General features: G+C 68.8%; 21 protein-coding genes. 12 read left to right on the top strand and 9 right to left on the bottom strand.

Features of this window, described 5'->3' with window-relative positions:
* Window positions 1-22 precede the first annotated feature (22 nt).
* Both QSK25_RS12790 and QSK25_RS12785 read left to right on the top strand, forming a co-directional pair.
* Window positions 23-1,489: an aromatic amino acid ammonia-lyase gene (locus tag QSK25_RS12790; RefSeq protein ID WP_285638229.1), complete on the top strand. Its 1,467-nt coding sequence runs from the start codon at window positions 23-25 to the stop codon at window positions 1,487-1,489.
* A gap of 70 nt (window positions 1,490-1,559) precedes the next feature.
* Window positions 1,560-2,519: a zinc-binding dehydrogenase gene (locus tag QSK25_RS12785; RefSeq protein WP_285638227.1), complete on the top strand. Its 960-nt coding sequence runs from the start codon at window positions 1,560-1,562 to the stop codon at window positions 2,517-2,519.
* 224 nt (window positions 2,520-2,743) lie between these two features.
* Here the strand turns inward: QSK25_RS12785 and QSK25_RS12780 are convergent, their stop codons facing one another.
* Both QSK25_RS12780 and QSK25_RS12775 read right to left on the bottom strand, forming a co-directional pair.
* Window positions 2,744-3,028 (bottom strand): MoaD/ThiS family protein, encoded by a 285-nt coding sequence (locus QSK25_RS12780; RefSeq protein WP_285638225.1) that lies wholly within the window; start codon window positions 3,026-3,028, stop codon window positions 2,744-2,746.
* The gene (locus QSK25_RS12775; RefSeq protein ID WP_285638223.1) at window positions 3,025-4,104 is read right to left on the bottom strand and encodes a WD40/YVTN/BNR-like repeat-containing protein; all 1,080 of its coding nucleotides are present in this window, start codon (window positions 4,102-4,104) and stop codon (window positions 3,025-3,027) included. The genes QSK25_RS12780 and QSK25_RS12775 overlap by 4 nt, the downstream gene beginning before the upstream one ends.
* 147 nt (window positions 4,105-4,251) lie before the next feature.
* On the opposite strand from QSK25_RS12775, the gene QSK25_RS12770 reads away from it, so the two are divergent.
* Window positions 4,252-5,940, top strand: a complete 1,689-nt coding sequence (locus tag QSK25_RS12770) for an acyl-CoA dehydrogenase family protein (protein ID WP_285638216.1) — start codon at window positions 4,252-4,254, stop codon at window positions 5,938-5,940.
* Here the strand turns inward: QSK25_RS12770 and QSK25_RS12765 are convergent.
* On the bottom strand, window positions 5,937-6,566 hold the full coding sequence (locus QSK25_RS12765) for a TetR/AcrR family transcriptional regulator C-terminal domain-containing protein (RefSeq protein WP_285638210.1): 630 nt from the start codon (window positions 6,564-6,566) through the stop codon (window positions 5,937-5,939). The genes QSK25_RS12770 and QSK25_RS12765 overlap by 4 nt on opposite strands.
* A gap of 68 nt (window positions 6,567-6,634) precedes the next feature.
* Between QSK25_RS12765 and QSK25_RS12760 the strand changes: the two genes are divergently transcribed.
* A complete protein-coding gene (locus tag QSK25_RS12760; protein WP_285638208.1) occupies window positions 6,635-7,075 on the top strand; it encodes an ester cyclase in 441 nt (146 codons plus the stop codon).
* Here QSK25_RS12760 and QSK25_RS12755 read toward each other — a convergent pair.
* From QSK25_RS12755 to QSK25_RS12735, 5 genes are all read right to left on the bottom strand, one after another.
* Entirely contained in the window at window positions 7,072-7,971 is a 900-nt protein-coding gene (locus QSK25_RS12755; protein ID WP_285638206.1) for an asparaginase, read from the bottom strand. The two genes, QSK25_RS12760 and QSK25_RS12755, sit on opposite strands and share 4 nt — an antisense overlap.
* Complete coding sequence (locus QSK25_RS12750; RefSeq protein WP_285638204.1) at window positions 7,952-8,719, bottom strand: amino acid ABC transporter permease; 768 nt, start codon at window positions 8,717-8,719, stop codon at window positions 7,952-7,954. Before QSK25_RS12750 ends, QSK25_RS12755 begins: the two co-directional genes overlap by 20 nt.
* Window positions 8,719-9,333, bottom strand: a complete 615-nt coding sequence (locus QSK25_RS12745; protein ID WP_285638202.1) for an amino acid ABC transporter permease — start codon at window positions 9,331-9,333, stop codon at window positions 8,719-8,721. Before QSK25_RS12745 ends, QSK25_RS12750 begins: the two co-directional genes overlap by 1 nt.
* A complete protein-coding gene (locus QSK25_RS12740; RefSeq protein ID WP_285638200.1) occupies window positions 9,330-10,208 on the bottom strand; it encodes a glutamate ABC transporter substrate-binding protein in 879 nt (292 codons plus the stop codon). The genes QSK25_RS12745 and QSK25_RS12740 overlap by 4 nt, the downstream gene beginning before the upstream one ends.
* Before the next feature lie 110 nt (window positions 10,209-10,318).
* Window positions 10,319-10,525: a cold-shock protein gene (locus QSK25_RS12735; RefSeq protein WP_030468404.1), complete on the bottom strand. Its 207-nt coding sequence runs from the start codon at window positions 10,523-10,525 to the stop codon at window positions 10,319-10,321.
* Between the two features lie 239 nt (window positions 10,526-10,764).
* Between QSK25_RS12735 and QSK25_RS12730 the strand changes: the two genes are divergently transcribed.
* Window positions 10,765-10,974: a hypothetical protein gene (locus QSK25_RS12730; protein ID WP_285638190.1), complete on the top strand. Its 210-nt coding sequence runs from the start codon at window positions 10,765-10,767 to the stop codon at window positions 10,972-10,974.
* Window positions 10,975-11,048: 74 nt separating this feature from the next.
* Window positions 11,049-11,753, top strand: a complete 705-nt coding sequence (locus QSK25_RS12725) for a hypothetical protein (RefSeq protein ID WP_285638188.1) — start codon at window positions 11,049-11,051, stop codon at window positions 11,751-11,753.
* Window positions 11,754-11,756: 3 nt separating this feature from the next.
* On the opposite strand, the gene QSK25_RS12720 is transcribed toward QSK25_RS12725, so the two are convergent.
* Window positions 11,757-12,839, bottom strand: coding sequence for a sugar ABC transporter substrate-binding protein (locus QSK25_RS12720; RefSeq protein WP_285638186.1), 1,083 nt, complete (start codon window positions 12,837-12,839; stop codon window positions 11,757-11,759).
* Between the two features lie 245 nt (window positions 12,840-13,084).
* On the opposite strand from QSK25_RS12720, the gene QSK25_RS12715 reads away from it, so the two are divergent.
* From QSK25_RS12715 to QSK25_RS12690, 6 genes are all read left to right on the top strand, one after another.
* Window positions 13,085-14,785, top strand: coding sequence for a S8 family serine peptidase (locus QSK25_RS12715; protein ID WP_285638699.1), 1,701 nt, complete (start codon window positions 13,085-13,087; stop codon window positions 14,783-14,785).
* A gap of 170 nt (window positions 14,786-14,955) precedes the next feature.
* Window positions 14,956-15,672, top strand: coding sequence for a helix-turn-helix domain-containing protein (locus tag QSK25_RS12710; protein WP_285638184.1), 717 nt, complete (start codon window positions 14,956-14,958; stop codon window positions 15,670-15,672).
* 53 nt (window positions 15,673-15,725) lie between these two features.
* Window positions 15,726-17,186, top strand: coding sequence for an alpha/beta hydrolase (locus QSK25_RS12705; protein ID WP_285638182.1), 1,461 nt, complete (start codon window positions 15,726-15,728; stop codon window positions 17,184-17,186).
* A 115-nt stretch (window positions 17,187-17,301) separates the two neighbouring features.
* The gene (locus tag QSK25_RS12700) at window positions 17,302-18,087 is read left to right on the top strand and encodes a chitosanase (RefSeq protein ID WP_285638176.1); all 786 of its coding nucleotides are present in this window, start codon (window positions 17,302-17,304) and stop codon (window positions 18,085-18,087) included.
* A gap of 175 nt (window positions 18,088-18,262) precedes the next feature.
* Window positions 18,263-19,051 (top strand): chitosanase, encoded by a 789-nt coding sequence (locus QSK25_RS12695; protein WP_285638174.1) that lies wholly within the window; start codon window positions 18,263-18,265, stop codon window positions 19,049-19,051.
* A 159-nt stretch (window positions 19,052-19,210) separates the two neighbouring features.
* Entirely contained in the window at window positions 19,211-19,999 is a 789-nt protein-coding gene (locus tag QSK25_RS12690) for a chitosanase (protein WP_502881839.1), read from the top strand.
* The last annotated feature ends 39 nt before the right edge of the window (window positions 20,000-20,038 follow it).

The raw sequence follows: 20,038 nt of genomic DNA, 5'->3' as shown, positions 1-20,038 counted from the left end.
CCTATGTGCTCACATTGGGGCCATGGTCGAAGACTCCCCTGTCGTGCTGGACGGTCAGTCCCTGAACGCCGACGACGTGGTGCGCGTCGCGCGGTACCACGCCCCGGTGACCCTCCACGCTGACGGACTCGCACGGCTCGACGCGTCCTGGCACGCCAGCCAGCGTCTTGTGGTGCGACGACAGGTGTACGGCCGCACGACCGGCGTGGGCGCGAACCGCGACCAGATCGTCAGCACCGAGGGGTGGGCCGAGCACGGTCTGCGCCTGCTGCGCAGCCACGCGGGAGGCCTCGGCGGCATGCTGCCCGAGGAGCAGGTGCGCGCGATGATGGTCGTCCGGTTGAACCAGCTGCTGGCGGGTGGTGCAGGCGTGCGGATGGCCGTGGCCGACGCGCTGCTGGCCGCGTTGAACAGCAGCTGCTACCCCGGCGTCCACGAATACGGCGCGATCGGCACCGGCGACCTGACCGCGCTGGCCGAGACGGGCCTGACGTTGCTCGGCGAACGCTACTGGCTCGGGTCCACCCAGACCCCGGACCCGATCGAGCTCGACTCGGGCGACGCGCTGGCGTTGATCAGCAGCAACGCCCTTACGATCGGCATGGCGGGCCTGGCCTGGCAGGACGCGCACCAGTTGCTGAAGGCGACCCAGGTCGTGGCCGCGCTGTCGTTCCTCGCGGTCGACGGCGCCGTCGAGGCCTACGACGAACGCGTCCACCTCGGCCGCCCGCACCCCGGCCAGGTCGCGGTCGCCGCCGAGATGCGCCGCCTGATCGGCGAACCGCCGCTCCCACCGGCCCGCATCCAGGACCCGTTCGGCTACCGCTGCTTCCCGCAGATCCACGGCCCGGCCGTCGACGCCGCGACCGACCTCAGCCGCGTGCTGGACGTCGAGTTCAACGCCGCCGCCGAGAACCCGCTGATCGTCGCCGACCACTTCGGTCCCGAGGACGACGCGGCGTACCACCACGGCGCGTTCCACAGCGCATACCTCGGCCAGGCGCTGGACCGCCTGCGCCTGGCGATGCTGCACACCGGCCACCTCTCGACCGCGCGCCTCGCCACGTTGGTCGAGCCGAACTTCACCGGCCTGCGCCCGTTCCTCGCCGAAGGTGTGCGCGGCAGTTCGGGCGTGATGATCCTCGAGTACAGCGCCAACTCGGCGCTCGCCGAGGTCCGCACCCTCGCCGAGCCCGCGAGCATCGGCAACGCCGTGGTGTCGCGCGGCCAGGAGGAGAACTCGAGCTTCGCGTTCCAGTCGGCGTCCCAGGCCCTGCGCTCGCTGGGCGCGTTCCGCCTGGTGCTCGCCTGCGAGGTGGTGGCCGCCGTCCGGGCGCTGCGCCTGCGCGGCATCGTTCCCCCGTCGCCGGGTCTGCGGGCCGCCTTCGAGGCGGCGGAGTCGAAGCTCAACCCCGACATGTCCGACCGCCAGCTCAGCCCGGACGTGGAGGTGGCGTCGGCCCTGCTCGACGACTTCGCCGCCGTCTGACCCTTGATCTCGACCAATCTGGAGCTTTTACGGTGGGCTGCGACCAGGTTGTTCGAGGTGGGGGTTGCAGATGCGGGCTGTGCGCGTGCACGAGTTCGGCGGGGCCTCGGTGCTCCGCGTGGAAGAGGTCCCGGCGCCTTCGGCGGGCCCGGGACAGGCCGTGGTCGCCCTGGAGGTCGCCGACGTGATCTTCCTGGACACCCTGCTGCGCGGCGGCTGGGGCCAGGAGTACTTCCCGCTGACGCTGCCGTACGTGCCGGGCCTCGGCGGTGTGGGCGTGGTGCTCTCCGTCGGGTCCGACGTCGACCCGGCGTGGGTGGGCAGGCGCGTCATCGCCCGAGGCGCGGGGGCCTACGCCGAACGGGTCGCCTTCGCGGCCGAGAACCTCGTCGCCGTACCGGCCGACCTGCCGTCCACGACGGCCGCTTCGTTGATCCACGACGGCGCGACCGCCCTGCTGCTGGTGCGCCGGGCGGAGATCGTGCCGGGCGCGTGGGTCCTGGTGTCGGCGGCGGCAGGCGGTGCGGGGTCACTGCTGGTTCAGCTCCTGTCCGGCGCCGGGGCGCGCGTCATCGCCGCCGCTCGCGGGCAGCGCAAGCTGGACCTGGCCCGCGAACTGGGCGCCGAGGTGACCGTCGACTACTCGGTGGACGGCTGGCAGCACCAGGTCCGCGAGGTGTCCGGTGGCGTCGGCCTCGCCTACGACGGAGCGGGTGGCGCGCTCGGCAAGGCCACGTTCGACGCCGTGGCCGAGGGCGGGCGGTTCGTCACGTACGGGTCGTCGGACGGGCTCACCACCATCGATCCGGCCGAAGCCTCGCGGCGGCGGGTGCACGTCGACGACGTGCTGGCGGCGGGGGCGCCGGCGGCTGACGTCGTGCGGGGGCTCCTTTCTGACGCGCTCGCCCTCGCGCTGGAGGGGCGCATCCGGCCGGTGATCAGTGCTACGTATCCGTTGGCAGAGGCGGAAAAGGCGCATCGGGCGCTGGAGGAACGCACGACGCTCGGCAAGTCGCTCCTGCTGATCTAGCCGCGGCGGGACTTGGGTTTGGTGGCACGGCTGGATGCGGGCTCGGGCTTCGCGGGGCGGCTGGTGGGCAAAGAGGTTGGGGACGGCGGGGTAGGTGGAGCTGACGGCAGGTGGGCGGGTCAGGACGGCGGACAGAGCGCCGCGAGCAGGCTAGAAGGTGGAGGGTCGGCGGTCGAGATGCGGTGTGGCGTGCGCCGACGGCAGCGTGGCGGGCGCGGTGGCGGTCAGCCTCCTGCCACGCTCGGCAGGATCTGCACCTCCGTCCCCTCCGGCAGCGGCGTGCCCGGGCCCTCCAGCCGGCGGCACTCCTCCCCGTTGACGTAGAAGTTCACGTACCGCCGCAGCCCCGCCCGCTCGTCCCGCAGCCTGCGGTCCAGGCCCGGATAGCTGGCGGCGAGCACGTCCAGGGCCGCGCCCAGGGTGGCCGGGGGCGGCACGTCGACCTCCACGGAGGCGGCGCCGTCCACCACGCCTCGCAGCACGCCGGGGATCAGGACCGTCACCTTCACGACGGGACCACCACCGCCCGCACCGCCATCACGTCCGGCAGGTGGGCCGCCACCTGGTGCCAGGTCTCGCCCTCGTCGGGGCTCGCGTAGACCTCGCCCGAGCGGGAGCCGAAGTAGACGCCGGAGACCGGTGCGTCGTCGGTGCACATCGCGTCGCGCATGACGGCGGAGTAGAAGGTGTCCGGCAGGCCGGCTCCCAGCGCTGTCCAGGTGGCGCCCGCGTCCGTCGAGCGGTAGACGCGGCACTTGCCCTCCGGCGGGAAGCGGCGGCCGTCCGCCTCGATCGGGAAGGTGAAGATCGTGTCCGGGTCGTGGGGGTGGACGACCATCGCGAAGCCGAAGTCGGTGGGGAGCCCGGCGGCGATGGACTGCCAGGTGTCGCCTCCGTCGTCGCTGCGGTAGACGCCGTGGTGGTTCTGGGCGTAGAAACGAGAAGCCAGGGCCGGGTGCTGGGCCACCTTGTGGACGCACTGGCCGAACTCCGGCCAGGGGTCCGGGTAGAAGTAGGCCTTGATGCCCTTGTTGCGGGCTTCCCACGACTTGCCGCCGTCCGCGGTGCGGTAGACGCCGCCGGTCGACATCGCCACGAGCACGCGGTCCGGGTCGGCCGGGTCGGGGACGATCGTGTGGACCGCCTGGCCGCCGAAGCCCTCGCCCCAGTCCGGGCGGTGCGGGTGGTTCCAGAGGCCCTCGACGAACTCGAACGAGCGGCCGCCGTCGGTGGACTTGAACAGGGCGGACGGCTGGGTGCCCGCCCAGACGACGCCCGGTTGCGAGGCGGGGGCCGGCTGGAGTTGCCAGACGCGTTCCAGCGACGCGTCCTGCACCGGGAACGCGATCGGCGGTGTCGAGGACTCCTCCCAGGAGGCGCCCAGGTCGTCCGAGAGGGAGACGCCCGGACCGAAGTGCGGGGAGGAGACGCCGGCCAGCAGGCGCAGGCCCTCGCGGGAGTCGAACGCGACGGCGTACACCTCCTGCATCGCGTGGTGCGGGCCGTCGACCTGCCACGAGACCCGATCCTCGCTGCGGGCGAGCCACAGCCCCTTGCGCGTACCGATCGCCACCACCACCGTCATCGCAACGCTCGCCTCCTCGGCAGAAGATGTGATGCGGAGCACGCTACGCCGGGGGTCCGACAATTTCTGAGCGAGAGGGAAACCCCACGTAGACCCACAAGTTACTCACTGGTAGCGTCCGAACGCAGAGACGCAAGGAGGCGCACAGTGCTGCTCGACCCGAACCATTACGACCCGGCCCACCTCGACGACGAGACCCGCCGCCTGCTCAGGGCGACCGTCGACTGGTTCGAGGCCCGCGGCAAGCGGCAGCTCATCGCGGACGCGCAGGACAAGGTCTGGTACACCGAGTTCCTCGACTTCGTGAAGCGCGAGAAGCTCTTCGCCACCTTCTGCACGCCGAGCAGCGTCGACGGGACCAAGCGCTGGGACGCCGCCCGCAACGCCGCGTTCAGCGAGGTGCTCGGCTTCTACGGCCTGCAGTACTGGTACGCCTGGCAGGTCACGGTGCTGGGCCTCGGCCCGATCTGGATGAGCGGCAACGAAGAGGCCAAGCAGAAGGCCGCCGCGCTGCTCGACTCCGGCGCCGTCTTCGCGTTCGGCCTCTCCGAGAAGGAGCACGGCGCCGACGTCTACAGCACCGACATGATCGTCACGAAGACCGGCACCGGCTACGAGGCCACCGGCGGCAAGTACTACATCGGCAACGGCAACGTCGCCGGCATGGTCAGCGTCTTCGGCAAGCTCGCCGACTCCGACGAGTACGTCTTCTTCGCGGTCGACAGCCAGCACGAGAAGTTCGAGCTGGTCAAGAACGTCGTCGACAGCCAGATGTTCGTGAGCGAGTTCAAGCTCGACGGCTACCCCCTCACCGACGCGGACATCCTGCACCGCGGACCGGACGCGTTCTCCGCCGCGCTCAACACCGTCAACGTCGGCAAGTTCAACCTCTGCACGGCGAGCATCGGCATCTGCGAGCACTCGTTCTACGAGGCGATCACCCACGCCCACAACCGGATCCTCTACGGCAACCCGGTCACGGACTTCCCGCACGTGCGCCAGAACTTCGTGGACGCCTACGCCCGCCTCACCGCCATGAAGCTCTTCGCGGACAGGTCGGTCGACTACTTCCGGTCGGCGAACGAGAACGACCGCCGCTACCTCCTCTTCAACCCCATCACCAAGATGAAGGTCACGAGCGAGGGCGAGCACGTCATCGACCTGCTGTGGGACGTCATCGCGGCCAAGGGCTTCGAGAAGGACACCTACTTCACCCGCGCCACGGCCGACATCCGCGCGCTGCCCAAGCTCGAGGGCACCGTGCACGTGAACCTGGCCCTGGTGCTCAAGTTCATGCCGAACTACCTCTTCAACCCCGCGCGGTACGAGGAGGTCCCGACCCGCCACGACGCGAGCGACGACGACTTCTTCTGGCACCAGGGCCCGGCGCGCGGCCTCGGCAAGGTCCAGTTCCACGACTGGGAGCCGATCTACGCCGAGCACGCCCACCTGCCCAACGTGGCGCTGTTCCACGAGCAGGCCAAGGCCATCAAGACCCTGCTCACCACGGCCGCGCCGGACGAGGCCCAGCAGAAGGACCTCGACTTCCTGCTGAACCTCGGCCACCTCTTCACCCTGGTCGTCTACGGCCAGCTCGTCCTGGAGCAGGCCAAGATCACGGGCACCGACCAGCACGTGCTGGACCAGGTCTTCGACGTCCTGGTCCGCGACTTCTCGGGCTACGCGACCGCCCTGCACGGCAAGGCCAGCAGCACCGAGGCCCAGCAGCGGTGGGCCGTCGGCCAGATCCGCAAGCCGCACGTCGACCAGGCCCGCTTCGACGCCGTCTGGCAGCAGGTGGAAGCGCTCTCCGGGCAGTACGAGATGCGCCCCTAGGACTGGTAGCGCTCCAAACCCGCGATCAGGAGTTCGAGCCCGCACTCGAACTCCTGGTCGTGGTCGTAGGTCGCCAGCTCGCCGATCACCCCGGCGGACAGCGGGAACGCCGACACGTCGACGTCCGCGTACTGCGACAACGCGATCCCGCCGAGCTCCGGCGACGTCGCGACCTCCCGCATCAACGTCCCCAGCAGGTACGACACCATCGCCCGCATCATCCCGACGGCGATCCTGCCGCGGAAACCCGCGCGGTCGAAGTTCAGCAGCGCCGCCTCGATCGTCCGGAACCCCGCCTCGGAGCTCAGCCGCCGGGTCGCCAGCAGCACGAACGCGCGGGGGTGCCGCCGTGCCAGTTCGCGCACCGCACGGGCGTGCGCGCGGATGTGATCACGCCAGTCGTCGCTGTCCACGTGGTACGGCCGCGCGTCCGCCATGATCCGCTCGGCCGCGAGGTCGACCAGCACCGCCTTGTTCGGCACGTGGTTGTACAGCGACATCGTGCCCGCGCCGAGCTCGGAGGCGAGCCGCCGCATCGACACGGCCTCGACGCCCTCGCGTTCGATCAGCCGCACGGCCGCATCGACGATGCGGTCGCGGGTCAACGGTTCACGAGTGGAGGACACTGGCGGAGACCATACGACGTGGAGTAGCTTCCCTGCGACGTACGGCGTACGTAGGAGGGTCGGCCGGCATGACCGAGTCCAAGGCGCTCAGAGCGCTGCGTGAAGCGATCGTCTTGGAGCACATGGAGTCGCAGAACCAGTTCGACTTCGACACTTCCCTGAACACGTTCCCCCACCCCCGCTACGAGATCATGGCGTCCGGGCAGGTCCTCGACGGCGTGGACGCGGTCTGGGACTACTGGCAGCGCACCCGCGCCGCCTTCCCCGACCAGCGCAACAAGGTCATCGACGTCCACCACGCGGACAACGCCGTGATCCTCGAGTTCGAGCTGCAGGGCACGCACCTCGGCAGTCTCACCGGCGAGGAGGTGACCGGACGGTCGTTCAAGGTCAGGATGGTCGGTTTCTTCCTGTTCGACAAGGACGTCCTGGTCTGCCAGCGGGTCTACGGCGACACGGCGACGGTGATGGCCCAGCTCGGGATGCTGGACGTGCCGGAGGAGTTCTAGAAGACCACCCGGACCTCCCCGACGACCTGTCCACCTCCTGTCACGGGTACGGACAGCGATTCCTTCGCCGGCGACACGTCGAACCCCATGGCCGCCAACGCCGTGAGCCCGATCGCCGTGGTGGCGCGGGGATTGCCGTCGAGCACCTTCACCGCCACGGCGTGCCCGGCCGCGGTCGCGAGCACCAGCACGCCCTCCGCACCACCCTTGGCCACCACGCCCGGCAACTGCTGCATGACCACGGTGTTCACGTGCCCGGTTCCCCCGACGTACTCGGGAAACCCGCGCATGGCGTCGGCGACGGGCGTGCGCACGAGCCCCTGCATCGCGCGCGCCAAGCCGTGCAACGACAACGCGAACACCGGCGCTCCACAGCCGTCGATCGCCGTGTGCACGACGGACTCCCCTGCCAACTCCTCGACCGTGCGCAACACCAGCTGCTGCAACGGGTGCGTGGGCTCCAGGTAGGTCTGCGTGGGCCACCGCGCCGCCACGCACGCCGCCAGCATCGCCGCGTGCTTGCCGGAGCAGTTCATCCGCACCCGCGACGGCTCCGACACCCGTTGCCGCGTGTCCTCGTCCTCGGGCCACGACGGCGGGCAGCGCAACAACCCCACCGGCAACCCGCCGAGCAGCTGCATGACGAGCTCGACGTGCCGGTTCTCCCCCGTGTGCGACCCGGCGGCGATCGCCAGTGACGGTCCGGCCAGCGGTGCTCCCGCGGCCAGGCACGCCAGCGCCTGGAACGGTTTCATGCACGACCGGGGCAGCACCGCGTCCTGCACGGCGCCGACCGACACGCCCACGGCACCGGACGGCAGCAGCCCGACGACGCTGCCGTGGTGCAGGCTCTCCACGAACCCGGACCGGGTGACCTCAGCGAGCAGTGCGGGCACGGGATGCCTCCAGCCGGTGGGCCAGCCTGGACAGCGCCAGGTTGACCACGAGGTAGACGAACGCGACGACGAGGAAGGTCTGGATCAGCAGCCCGTTGTGGTTCGCGAGCACCCGGCCGTTGAACAGCAACTCGGTGTAGGACACGACATATCCCAGCGAGGTGTCCTTCAACAGGCTGACAGCTTGCGTCACGAGCAACGGTGTCATGTGCCGCACGGCCTGTGGCAGCACCACGACCCGTGTCACGACCCCGTCCGGCATGCCGAGCGAGAGCCCCGCCTCCCGTTGCCCGGGGTCGACCGCCTCGACGCCCGCCCGGAAGATCACCGCGTAGGACGCCGCGTGCGACAGGGCCAGCGGCACCACGAGCTTCCAGAACAACGGCAGGTTCACGCCGAACGACGGCAGCACGAACAGCATCACGTACACGAGCAGCAGCACCGGAACAGTGCGCATGACCTCGGCGTACGCGCGCGTGAACCGGTTGGGCCGCAACGCGAGCAGCAGCCCACCCGCCATCGCCAGCACACCAGTCGCACACGCCGCCACCACCGTCGAACCCAGGCCTTCAAGCAGATAACGCCACACCGGCCAGGTCAGATACGGCTTCCACCGAACCAGCTCCAGCTGGCCTCCGGCCGCGAACCGCCACAACCCCAGCGCCACCAGCCCGGCCAGCACGGCGGCGGACACCGCGGAGATCCAGAAGACCCGGCGGCGGAACCGGGGACCGGGAGCGTCGAACATCAGGCCAGCCGCCGTTCCAGCACGCGCGCACCGAACCCGATGCCCGCCGCCATCACCAGGTAGCAGAGTCCGACGCCGGTGAACACCAGCAGCGGCTGGGCGATCTCCAGGTTGATCCGTTGCGCCGCACGGGTCATGTCCACCACGCCGACGACACCGGCCAGTGCCGTGGCCATCGTCAGCGCGATCGCGATGTTCGCCAGCGGCTGCACGACGTTCTTCACCGCCTGCGGCAGGATGACGTGCCGCAACGACTGCCGGACCGTGAGCCCCAACGCCCGCGCGGCCTCGCCCTGCCCCGACGCCACGGCGTGCACGCCCGACCGCAGCGCCTCCGCCACGAACGCCGCCTCGTACAGCGCGATCGCCGTGAAAGCCGTCCAGAACAAGGGCATCGTGACGCCCACCTCGGGCAGCCCGAACACGAACAGCACCAGCCACGCGAGCAGTGGCACGTTGCGCCACACCTCGACGTAGACCGCGCCGGCCCCGCGCAACACCGGAACCGGCACGATCCGCAGCACCGCGACCAGCCCTCCGACGACGAGAGCGCCGCAGAACGACAGCAGGGTCAGCGCGACGGTGTTCAGAAACCCTTCGAGGACCAGGCTCATGAGGCGATCGCGGGTGGTGCCGGCGCCTCGCCGGTGACCACGGTGCCGATCGTCTGCCGCCAGACCTCCTGCCACAGCCCGGACTTGCCGATCTCGCGCAGCCAGCCGTCGACGAACGCCGTGAACTCGGTGTCCCCGTGCTTGATGCCGATGCCGTACGGGTCCTCGGTGAACGGCTCGCCGACGAGTTCGAGCTCGGGGTCCTTCGACGCGTCCGCCACCAGAATCGCCTGGTCCTGCACGTAAGCGTCGCCGCGGCCCTGCTTGAGCGCCGTCACGCACTCGGGGTCGGAGCCGAACTCGACGATCTTCGCGGTGGGCGCGGCGTCCTGAACCGCTGTCACCCCAGGGGTGTTCGCGCCGACGATCACGGTCTTTCCCGCCAGGTCAGCGGGTTTCGAAACACCGGACGTGCCCTTGCGGACCGCGATGGCCTGCCCCGACCGGTAGTACGGCCCGGCGAACGACACGCGCTCCCGCCGGGCGGGTGTGATCGTGTAGGTCTGGAGGATGACGTCCACGGTGCCGTTGGCCAGCAACGGTTCGCGCGTCTCGGACGTCGCGGTGAGCAGTTCCGTCGAGGGCTTGCCGACGATGTACTGCGCGAGCAGCTTGCCCAGGTAGGCGTCGAAGCCCGTGAGCTCACCGCTGATCGGGTCGAGCTGGGACAGCAGCGGAGCGTCCTGGGAGCCACCGATGAGCAGTTCGCCCCGCTTCCTGATCCGGTCCACCGCCGAGCCAGGGGTCACCTGACCTGCGTAGACGGGCGCCTTGGCCAGCAGGGCGTCGATCTTGGAGCCCCCTGGCACCGACTCGGCACCGCCGGAGCACCCGGCCACGAAGAGCAACAGCGCGGCTACGAACAGTCTCCCCATGCCCCGAAGCTACTGATCGCGTTCGAACGGGCACAAGACGCAGCGAAGCCGTCTGTCCAATACAGGACAGACGGCTTCACCGTGAGATCAGCTGTGCTGATCGATCAGACTCAGACGGCGCGAACGCCCTGGGCCTGCGGGCCCTTCTGGCCCTGACCGATCTCGAACTCGACCCGCTGGTTCTCCTCGAGAGCCTTGTAGCCGTTCATCTGGATCTCGGAGTAGTGGACGAACACGTCGGCGCCACCGTTGTCGGGGGAGATGAAGCCGAAGCCCTTCTCCGCGTTGAACCACTTGACGGTGCCCTGTACTGCCATCTTGCTACTTCTCCTCTAACAGGTGCCGGATCGCGCTCGCGACCACCGGGTCAAGTCGAAAGAGCGCCTTCTCCGGAACCTGGAGAAACCGCACAACTCGCGACCTCGTTCCGCGAGCGGGGTTTGTCCACGAACACGAAACGTACGACCTTGGACAGTCAACCACGCCTCCCTGGTCGCAGTCGAGCCATCAATCTCACTGCTACCGTGAGACCCCGAACGATCGCGCGGAGGTCCCCGTGTCCGAGCTGACGACGATGTCGGTCACCGTCGCCGTCGCTCCCCACGTCCGCGGAACCCTCACCGCTCTCGTCGCGAAGCACCTCCCCGCCCGGCCGGTGAAGCGCCCCCGCGACCGCGTGGAGAACAGCCTCGAGAGCCAGGTCGTGGGCACGGTGATCCAGATCTCGAACCTCCACGGCGACTTGAACAACTACGACAACCGGTAACCTGGAGGGTCGTTGACCCAGGGGGCCGTGGTGTGACCGGCAGCGAGAGACTGCTCTTCTTCTTCATCGGTTTGGTGACCACCTTCGTGTTCATCCGCATCAGCGTGCGCATGATCAGGGCGAAGGTGCGCTGGTGGCCCGGGAACGTCGTGCACGGCGACACGCACGTGCACCACGTCGTGTTCGGCACCGTGCTGATGCTCCTGTCGAGCGTCACGGGCCTGGTGATCCCGGACGACCTGTACGGCGCCAGGCTGGCCGCCGCGGCCGGGCTCGGCGTGGGTGCCGCGCTGGTGCTGGACGAGTTCGCGCTCATCCTGCACCTGCGGGACGTGTACTGGACCAAGGCGGGCAGGCTGTCCGTGGACGCCGTGTTCCTCGCCATCGGCCTCACCGGCACGTTCCTGCTGGGCGCGCGCCCGCTCGGCTACGACGAGGTGCTCCAGCTCAACCCGGAGACGACGCCCGCGTCGACGTTCACGCTGCGGGTGATCGCGATCGGGGTGAACCTCTGCCTCGCGATCGTGGCGCTGCTCAAGGGAAAGATCTGGACGGGCCTGCTCGGGCTGCTCGTCCCCGTGGTGCCCGCGGTGGGGGCCGTGCGGCTGGCGCGGCCGGGGTCGCCGTGGGCGCGCTGGCGGTATCCGGAGGGCTCGCGGAAGCTGACCCGCGCCTACCGCCGGGAGGCGCGGATCAGACAGCCGATCATCCGGGCGAAGATCGCCGTGCAGGAGTTCATCTCGGGCCGTCACGACCTGCCCGACCAGGACAGGTCCTGAGACTCACCCTCCGACGATGTCCTGCTGCGCGCACACCGGTCCGAGGTCGCCGGCGCACAGTTCAGCCGCCTTCACGACCCCCTCGGTGACCAGTCCGCGCACCGAGTCCTTCTTGATCAACGTGGCGCCGAGCAGCACGGACTTCACGTCTCGCCGCGACACGGGGTCCCGGAGGTTGCCGGTGGCGAGGTCATCGGCACCGTCCAGGTCGCCCTTCGCGATGGCGATGGCGAGCCGGGCGGCCGCCTCCGCCTCGTCGCGCACCGGTTTGTAGACCGTGACGCACTGATCGCCCGCGAGCACCGCCCGCAGACCGTCGATCGTGGCGTCCTGGCCCGTGACCGGCACCCTGAGGTTCTTCTTCTTGAGCACCGCGATGACCGCGCCCGCGAGGCCGTCGTTCGCCGCGACGACGCCGTCGACCTTGCCGCCGTTCTCGTTCAGGATCTGCTCGAACAGCTGCCCGCCGAGTTCGTTGTTCCAGTCGGCGACCGGCTGCGACTTCACGAGCTTGAGCGCGCCGCTGTCGTACTTCGAGGACAGCCGCGACTTCTGGCCCTGGGTGAAGAGCGTGGCGTTGTGGTCGGTCGGCGCGCCCTCGATCTCGATGATCTGCGCGCCCGGCTTGCTGCCGAGGCACTCGAGCAGTCCGTCGGCCTGGAGCTGGCCGACGTTCACGCTGTCGAACCCGACGTGGTACTCCGCCTGGCCGCCGAGCGTCACCCGGTCGTAGTCGATGACCGGGATGTTCGCGGCTTTCGCCTTCTTCTGCACCGCGAGTCCGCCGGCCGCCGACAACGGCGTGATCATCAGGACCTTCACCTTGCGCCGGATCATCTCGTCGGCGATCTGCGCGAACTTCGCCTCGTCGCCCTCGGCGTTCTCCATGAACGGTTCGATGTCCGCGTAGTTGAACGCCTGCGTGAGCAGCGGCCGGTCCTGCTCTTCCCAACGCGTGGATGTCGTTCGGTCGGGAAGGATTACCCCGACGATTGGTTTGGGACCACGCGTGGGCAGCGTCGGAGAACCCTGACCAGCACCACCGCAGGCAGAGAGGAGAAAGAGCAGGCACGCCGACGATGCCATTACCCGTCTTCGCATAATCGCGAAGTCCAGCGCTTGAATCTTGTTAAGTCAAGATTTCTTCTCATAACATCACGCTCCGCTTCCGATCGGCTACAGTTCGATTCCGTACGAAAGGTGCTGATGCGGGGCGAATTTTCGTGTCAGTGTGTCCAACTCGGGCGGCAATCGGGGGCCGCACCGATGTTGTTGGATCCAGCCCTGACCGGGTGTGAGGAGACAGCTAGGTGAGAACGCGCAGAACCGTGATGGCGGTGGCGGCAACGGTGTCGCTGATCGCCGCGGGCACTTCGGCGGCGGGGGCCGCGCCGGCCACGACCGGGCCGGCGACGGAGTACACCGTCCTTCTGGAACAACCCGGTAACCGCGACTTCGCGATCGACGCCGTGGAAGCGGCCGGTGGTGAGGTCCTGCGGAGCAACGACGCCGTCGGCCTGCTGACGGTCAAGGCGCCCGCGAACGGCTTCGTGGAGAAGGTCTCCGCTTCGAAGGAGATCGTCGGCGCCGCGCGGACCACGCCGATCGGGCACGCGCCCGCGGCGAAGGCCGCGAAGATCAAGCAGGACAACGTCGAGAAGGAGAACAAGGGCGAGAAGCCGAACAAGGCTCCCGCCCAGCAGGGCTCGACCGCCGGCATGGACCCGCTCGACGGGGACCTGTGGGGTCTGAACCTGGTGCGCTCCAACATCGCGCGGGCCAAGCAGGCCGGCGACAAGCGCGTGTACGTCGGCATCCTCGACACCGGTGTGGACGGTTCCCACCCGGACATCGCGCCGAACTTCAACAACGAGCTCTCGCGCAACTTCACCGTCGACATCCCGAACGACTCCGACGGTGGCGTGTTCGACGGCCCGTGTGAGTTCCGCGGTTGCGTGGACCCGGCCAACTGGGACGACGGCGGCCACGGCACGCACGTCGCCGGCACCATCGGTGCCGCCGCCAACGGCTTCGGCATCTCCGGTGTCGCGCCGAACGTGTCGCTCGTCAACATCCGCGGCGGCCAGGACGCGGGCTCGTTCTTCCTGCAGCCCGTCGTCGACGCGCTCACCTACGGCGCCGACATCGGCCTGGACGTCATCAACATGTCGTTCTACGTCGACCCGTGGTACATGAACTGCGCCAACGACCCCACGGCCACGGCCGAGGAGCAGCTGGAGCAGCGCACGATCATCAAGTCCGTCCAGCGCGCGTTGAACTACGCGCACAAGAAGGGCGTCACGCTGATCGGCGCCGGCGGCAACAACCACGAGGACCTGGGCAAGCCGCGCCAGGACGTCGTGAGCCCGAACTACCCGCCGGGCCACGCCCGTCCGCGTCCGGTCGACAACGCGACCTGCCTCAACCTCCCGACCGAGGGCAACCACGTCATCTCGGTGTCGTCGCTCGGCCCGTCGACCGCCAAGGCCGACTACTCGAACTACGGCCTCGAGCAGACCGCGGTCTCGGCTCCCGGTGGTTACTTCCGCGACGGCCTCGGCACGCCGTGGTACCGCACCAACGAGAACATGATCCTGTCCACCTACCCGCGCAACGTCGCTCTCGCCGAAGGCGCGATCGACGAGGCCGGCAACGTCACCCCCGACGGCCTCGCCGCGGGCGTCAAGAAGGCCGTGCAGGGCGACAAGGTCGGCTACTACCAGTTCCTGCAGGGCACCTCGATGGCCGCCCCGCACGCCGCTGGTGTCGCCGCGCTGATCGTCAGCCAGTACGGCAAGAAGGACAAGAAGAACCCGGGCCTCACCCTCGACCCCGACAAGGTCGAGAAGGTCCTGCTCAAGACCGCGACGCAGCGCGCCTGCCCGAACCCGCGCACCGTGTCGTACGTCAACGTGGGTCGTCCGGCCGAGTTCGACGCCACCTGTGAGGGTGACGCGAAGTTCAACGGCTTCTACGGCCACGGCATCGTGGACGCTTACGGCGCTGTCACCCGTGGTGGCCAGTTCCTGTAAGTCCTTGTGACGCAACAAAAGGCCCCCGGTGTCTTGCCGGGGGCCTTTTGCGTGCGACGAAAGTGGACTGCCCCTGACACCTTCGTCGGAAAGATCCGTTCTGCCTTGACCGTGCCGTAGCGGCATGGTTTCAACTGGGTCCTGTCAGCGAGCCGGAGAGGAGGAACGTCGTGGCGTGGAGCACCAGTCAGCTGGCCGATCTCGCCGGCACGACGTTGCGCACGATCCGGCACTACCACGACGTGGGGCTGCTGGCCGAGCCGGAACGCCGCGCCAACGGCTACAAGAGCTACGGCGTCGACCACCTCGTGCGGGTGCTGAGGATCAAGCGGCTCAACGACCTCGGGTTGTCGCTCGCGCAGATCGCCGAACTCGGTGACGGCGACGAGCACCCCCGCGAGGCGTTGCACGAGCTCGACGCGGAACTGGCCGCGCAGATCGAACGCCTGCAACAGATCCGCGCGGACCTCGCACTGGTCCTGCGGCAGGAGACGCCGACCGATCTGCCCGCGGACGTCGCGGCGATGATCGCGGACGCGAACCTGTCGCCGCAGGACCGGTCGTTCACGGTGGTGCTGGCCCAGTTGCTCTCGCCGGAGACGCTGGCGAAGTACGCGAGCACGCTGAAGGACTACTCACGGGATCCGGCGGTGGTGGCGTTCGACACCCTGCCGGAGGACGCGGACGAGGAGACCCGGCAGCGCGTGGCGGACGGCATGAGAGCGATGCCGTACATGGCCGAGATGCGGGCGGCGTTCCCGGATCCGGCCGGTCTGTACAGCGACGCGCCGCGCGGCGCCGATCACGCGAGACGGACCGTCGTCAAGGTCATCGTCGAGCTCTACAACAAGGCCCAGCTGGACGTTCTCGTCCGCATGAACGGCTGACTTTCATTGGTTTGGCGCGCCGAGAGGGCGCGTCGTCGGGGAGGTATTTGCTAATGCGAAAATCGATGTCGCTGGCCGCGGTGGTGACCGCGGCGGCCGCGCTGGTGATCACGCCGGGGGTGTCGTCGGCGACCACACCGGTCACCGAGGTCAAGTGGGCCGCGTGCCCGTCCGACGTGGCGGCGCCGGGTCTCGAGTGCGGGACGATGCAGGTGCCGCTCGACTACCGCAAGCCGTCGGGCCGCAAGACCGAGGTGATGATCTCGCGCCTCGCCAGCCAGAACCCGCAGAAGCGCAGGGGGATCCTGCTGACCAACCCGGGCGGGCCGAGCGAGGGCCTGACGTTCCCGGTGCTGCTCAAGGCACTGGGGCTGCCGCAGAGCGTGCTCGACGCGTACGACGTGATCGGCATGGACCCGCGCGGCATCGGCTACAGCTCGCCGTCGACGTGCGACATGACCGACGAGCAGATGGCGGACGGCAGCGTCCCGCCGTACGCCGACAGCTCCGCCGACGTGCGGCAGCGCGCCGCCGAGGTGAAGAAGATCGCCGAGCAGTGCCTGAAGTCGTCCACGGCCGACGAACTGCCGTACAACACGACGCAGAACATCGCGCGTGACCTGGACACGGCCCGTGCGGCGCTCGGCGAGAAGAAGGCGTCGTTCCTCGGGTACTCGTACGGTTCGTACCTGGGTTCGGTGTACGCCACGCTGTTCCCGAAGACCTCCGACCGCGTCGTGCTCGACAGCAACCTGCCGAAGACCGGCTGGGACGTCGAGGGCGGCCGGCTGATGGGCCGCGGCGTCGAGGACACGTTCCCGGACTTCGCGAAGTGGGCGGCGGCGCACCCCGAGTACGGCCTGGGCACGACGCCCGCGCAGGTGAAGGCCAAGTTCTTCGACCTGGCCGCACGCCTCGACGAGAAGCCGTCGGTCGAGGGCATCGACGGCAAGCTGTTCCGCTTCACCGTCTTCACCCGCCTCTACTCCACCAGCGAGGCGACGTTCAAGAAGATGGCCACGTCCTGGCAGGCCTTCGACACCGGCCAGCCGCAGCCGCCGGAGGAGTTCCCGGAGGTCCCGCGCGTGCAGGCCCTGCTGGCCGGACGCCTGCACGTGATCTGCGGTGACTCGGCCTGGCCGACCTCGGTCGCCACGTACGAGCGCAACGTCGCGATCGACCGGATCAAGCACCCCATGTTCGGTGCGGCGGCCGCGAACATCCAGCCGTGCGCGTTCTGGCCGAAGCCGGTCGAGAAGCAGGTCCTGCCGTCCGGCAAGGGCCCGCGCAACGTGCTGCTGGTGCAGAACGAGCGCGACCCGGCGACGCCGCTGGCCGGTGCGCAGTCGACGCGTCGCGCGTTCGGCGACCGGGCCGCGCTGATCACCATCGACCAGGGTGGTCACGGCGCCTACGCGCTCGGCAAGAACAAGTGCGCCAACGACAAGGTCACCGCGTACCTGCTCGGTGGCGAACGTCCGAACGACACGAAGTGCGCAGCTGAAACCGGCTGATGTGCGACCGGGCCGGTCCGCTTCCCGCGGGCCGGCCCTTGTCGTGCGAGCGCTCCCACGCTAGCTTGACTCCCGCACGAACGTCGCCGCCGAGTCCATTGTGGAACGGAGTGGCATGAAGACGTTTGCAAGGCTCACCGCGACGCTCGCCTGCGCGGCGGCGTTGATCACGCCCGGCACCGCCCAGGCGGCCGACCTGAACGATCCGGCACTCAAGGACATCGCGATGCAGCTGGTGTCCAGCGCGGAGAACTCCTCTTTGGACTGGCGCGCACAGTTCGGTTACGTCGAGGACATCGACGACGGCCGCGGCTACACCGCCGGCATCATCGGCTTCTGCAGCGGCACCGGCGACATGCTCGACCTGGTCCGCCTCTACCGCGACTGGTCCCCCGGCAACGTCCTGGAGAAGTACCTCCCGGCACTGGAACGCGTGAACGGCACCCCGTCGCACGACGGCCTGGACCCCGGCTTCCAGAACGACTGGCGGCAGGCGGCGCAGGACGGCACGTTCCAGGGCGCCCAGGAACACGAACGCGACCGCGTCTACTTCGACCCGGCCGTCAACCGCGCGAAGCAGGACGGCGTCCAGGCTCTGGGTCAGTTCATCTATTACGACGCGATCGTGATGCACGGTGATGGTTGGGGCGATCTGGACTTTTCGTCCATCCGCCGGCGCGCACTCGGCTCGGGCGCCCGCCCACCGGCCCAGGGCGGCGACGAAACCCGGTGGCTGCACGCGTTCCTGGACGCCCGCGCGTGGACCATGAAGCAGGAACCGGCCCACGAGGACACCAGCCGCGTCGACACAGCTCAGCGCCGTTTCCTCAACGAGGGCAAGTTGAACCTCGAACGCCCGCTCCAGTGGCACGTCTACGGCGAGCAGTTCGACATCAGGTGACCTGAAGATCCGGCGGAAGCGTGTGCGGGACAAGCGTTTCCGCCGGATTGTCGACCGCATGGGCAATTGTCCGTTTCGCGAATTAGTAAAGACTCTTGCCAATAAAGGTCTGGACCCCTTACCGTTGCTCCCACGCCGCCCGGGCCCCCACAATCCCTGCCCCGGAGGGAACTTCGTGAAAATCACTGGTCGCATCGCGGCCGCACTGCTGACGTGCGCCGCGCTCTTCACCACCACCGTTGGCACCGCCTCGGCGGCCAACCTCGACGAACCGCGCCTCAAGGACATCGCGATGCAGATCGTGTCCAGCGCGGAGAACTCCTCCACGGACTGGAAGGCGCAGTTCGGCTACATCGAGGACATCGACGACGGCCGCGGCTACACGGCGGGCATCATCGGCTTCTGCAGCGGCACCGGCGACATGCTCGACCTGGTCGAGCTGTACAAGACCCGCAAGCCCGGCAACGTCCTGGAGAAGTACCTCCCGGCGTTGCGCAAGGTGAACGGCACCGACTCGCACTCGGGCCTCGACCCCAACTTCACCAAGGACTGGAAGACCGCGGCCAAGGACTCCACCTTCAAGGCGGCACAGGAGTCCGAACGCGACCGCGTCTACTTCAACCCGGCCGTCGCCCAGGGCAAGGCCGACGGCGTGCGCGCCCTGGGCCAGTTCGCCTACTACGACGCGATCGTCGTGCACGGCGACGGCGGCGACAAGACGAGCTTCAGCAACATCCGCAAGCGTGCCCTCGGCAAGGCCAAGCCGCCGTCGCAGGGCGGCAACGAGACCACGTGGCTCAACGCCTTCCTGGACGCTCGCGTGTGGGCCATGAAGCAGGAAGCGGCGCACGAGGACGTCTCCCGCATCGAAACGGCGCAGCGCGTCTGGCTGAAGGCGGGCAACTTCGATCTCAAGACCCCGCTGAAGTGGAAGGTCTACGGCGACAGCTTCAGCATCAACTGAAGCCGTTCACGCATGAGAAACCGAGGGCGTTCCCTGCCGGGAGCGCCCTCTTCTCGTTCTGCGGCAACCAGTTTGTAATCCGCGGAACATCCTTGCCGCCGACGGCGGGGAGCCCTTACCGTTGCCGCACCGCCGCCCGGGACAACCCGGGAGGAACGCGTGAGGATCTGCGGCCGCATCGCGGCCTTGGTTCTGACCTGCGTCACGCTCGCCACCGTGACCACCGGCTCCGCTCAGGCAGCCGATCTCACCGATCCGCGCATGAAGGACATCGCGATGCAGATCGTGTCCAGCGCGGAGAACTCGTCCACGAACTGGCGTGCCCAGTTCGGCTACATCGAGGACATCGACGACGGCCGCGGCTACACCGCCGGCATCATCGGCTTCTGCAGCGGCACCGGCGACATGCTGGACCTCGTCGAGCTCTACCAGCAGCGCAAACCCGGCAACGTGCTGGCGAAGTACCTGCCGGCACTGCGCCGGGTCAACGGCACCGACTCCCACGCCGGCCTGGATCCGAACTACACCAGGGACTGGAGGACCGCGGCCGGTGACCCGGTGTTCAAAGCGGCACAGGAGTCCGAACGCGACCGCGTCTACTTCAACCCCGCCGTGCGCCAGGCCAAGGCCGACGGCGTCCGGGCGCTCGGCCAGTTCGCTTACTACGACGCGATCGTGATGCACGGAGACGGCTGGGGCAGCCTGGACTTCAGCGGCATCCGCACACGCGCGCTGGCCAAGGCGAAGCCGCCGTCGCAGGGCGGTAACGAGACCACGTGGCTCAACGCCTTCCTGGACGCTCGCGTGTGGACGATGAAGCAGGAGCCCGCGCACGAGGACACCACCCGCGTCGACACCGCACAACGCGTGTGGCTCAGGGCGGGCAACCTCGACCTCACCACCCCGCTGAAGTGGAAGGTCTACGGCCAGAGCTTCGAAATCAAGTAACCGCACGAAAAAGGGGCGTCCCGCACCGGGACGCCCCTC

It is taken from the genome of Lentzea sp. NBRC 102530, assembly GCF_030269365.1.
GTDB lineage: Bacteria > Actinomycetota > Actinomycetes > Mycobacteriales > Pseudonocardiaceae > Lentzea.
Note: the sequence above shows the minus strand (reverse complement) of the source record. Positions and strands in the feature narration are given on the sequence as shown.

Excerpts from the sequence above, each read along its gene's own strand:
- QSK25_RS12735 (WP_030468404.1), bottom strand. The coding sequence starts at position 10,525 with ATGGCAGTACAGGGCACCGTCAAGTGGTTCAACGCGGAGAAGGGCTTC.
- QSK25_RS12700 (WP_285638176.1), top strand. The coding sequence starts at position 17,302 with ATGAAGACGTTTGCAAGGCTCACCGCGACGCTCGCCTGCGCGGCGGCG.
- QSK25_RS12790 (WP_285638229.1), top strand. The coding sequence starts at position 23 with ATGGTCGAAGACTCCCCTGTCGTGCTGGACGGTCAGTCCCTGAACGCC.
- QSK25_RS12760 (WP_285638208.1), top strand. The coding sequence starts at position 6,635 with ATGACCGAGTCCAAGGCGCTCAGAGCGCTGCGTGAAGCGATCGTCTTG.
- QSK25_RS12740 (WP_285638200.1), bottom strand. The coding sequence starts at position 10,208 with ATGGGGAGACTGTTCGTAGCCGCGCTGTTGCTCTTCGTGGCCGGGTGC.
- QSK25_RS12750 (WP_285638204.1), bottom strand. The coding sequence starts at position 8,719 with ATGTTCGACGCTCCCGGTCCCCGGTTCCGCCGCCGGGTCTTCTGGATC.
- QSK25_RS12705 (WP_285638182.1), top strand. The coding sequence starts at position 15,726 with ATGCGAAAATCGATGTCGCTGGCCGCGGTGGTGACCGCGGCGGCCGCG.
- QSK25_RS12775 (WP_285638223.1), bottom strand. The coding sequence starts at position 4,104 with ATGACGGTGGTGGTGGCGATCGGTACGCGCAAGGGGCTGTGGCTCGCC.
- QSK25_RS12715 (WP_285638699.1), top strand. The coding sequence starts at position 13,085 with ATGGCGGTGGCGGCAACGGTGTCGCTGATCGCCGCGGGCACTTCGGCG.
- QSK25_RS12745 (WP_285638202.1), bottom strand. The coding sequence starts at position 9,333 with ATGAGCCTGGTCCTCGAAGGGTTTCTGAACACCGTCGCGCTGACCCTG.
- QSK25_RS12720 (WP_285638186.1), bottom strand. The coding sequence starts at position 12,839 with ATGGCATCGTCGGCGTGCCTGCTCTTTCTCCTCTCTGCCTGCGGTGGT.
- QSK25_RS12785 (WP_285638227.1), top strand. The coding sequence starts at position 1,560 with ATGCGGGCTGTGCGCGTGCACGAGTTCGGCGGGGCCTCGGTGCTCCGC.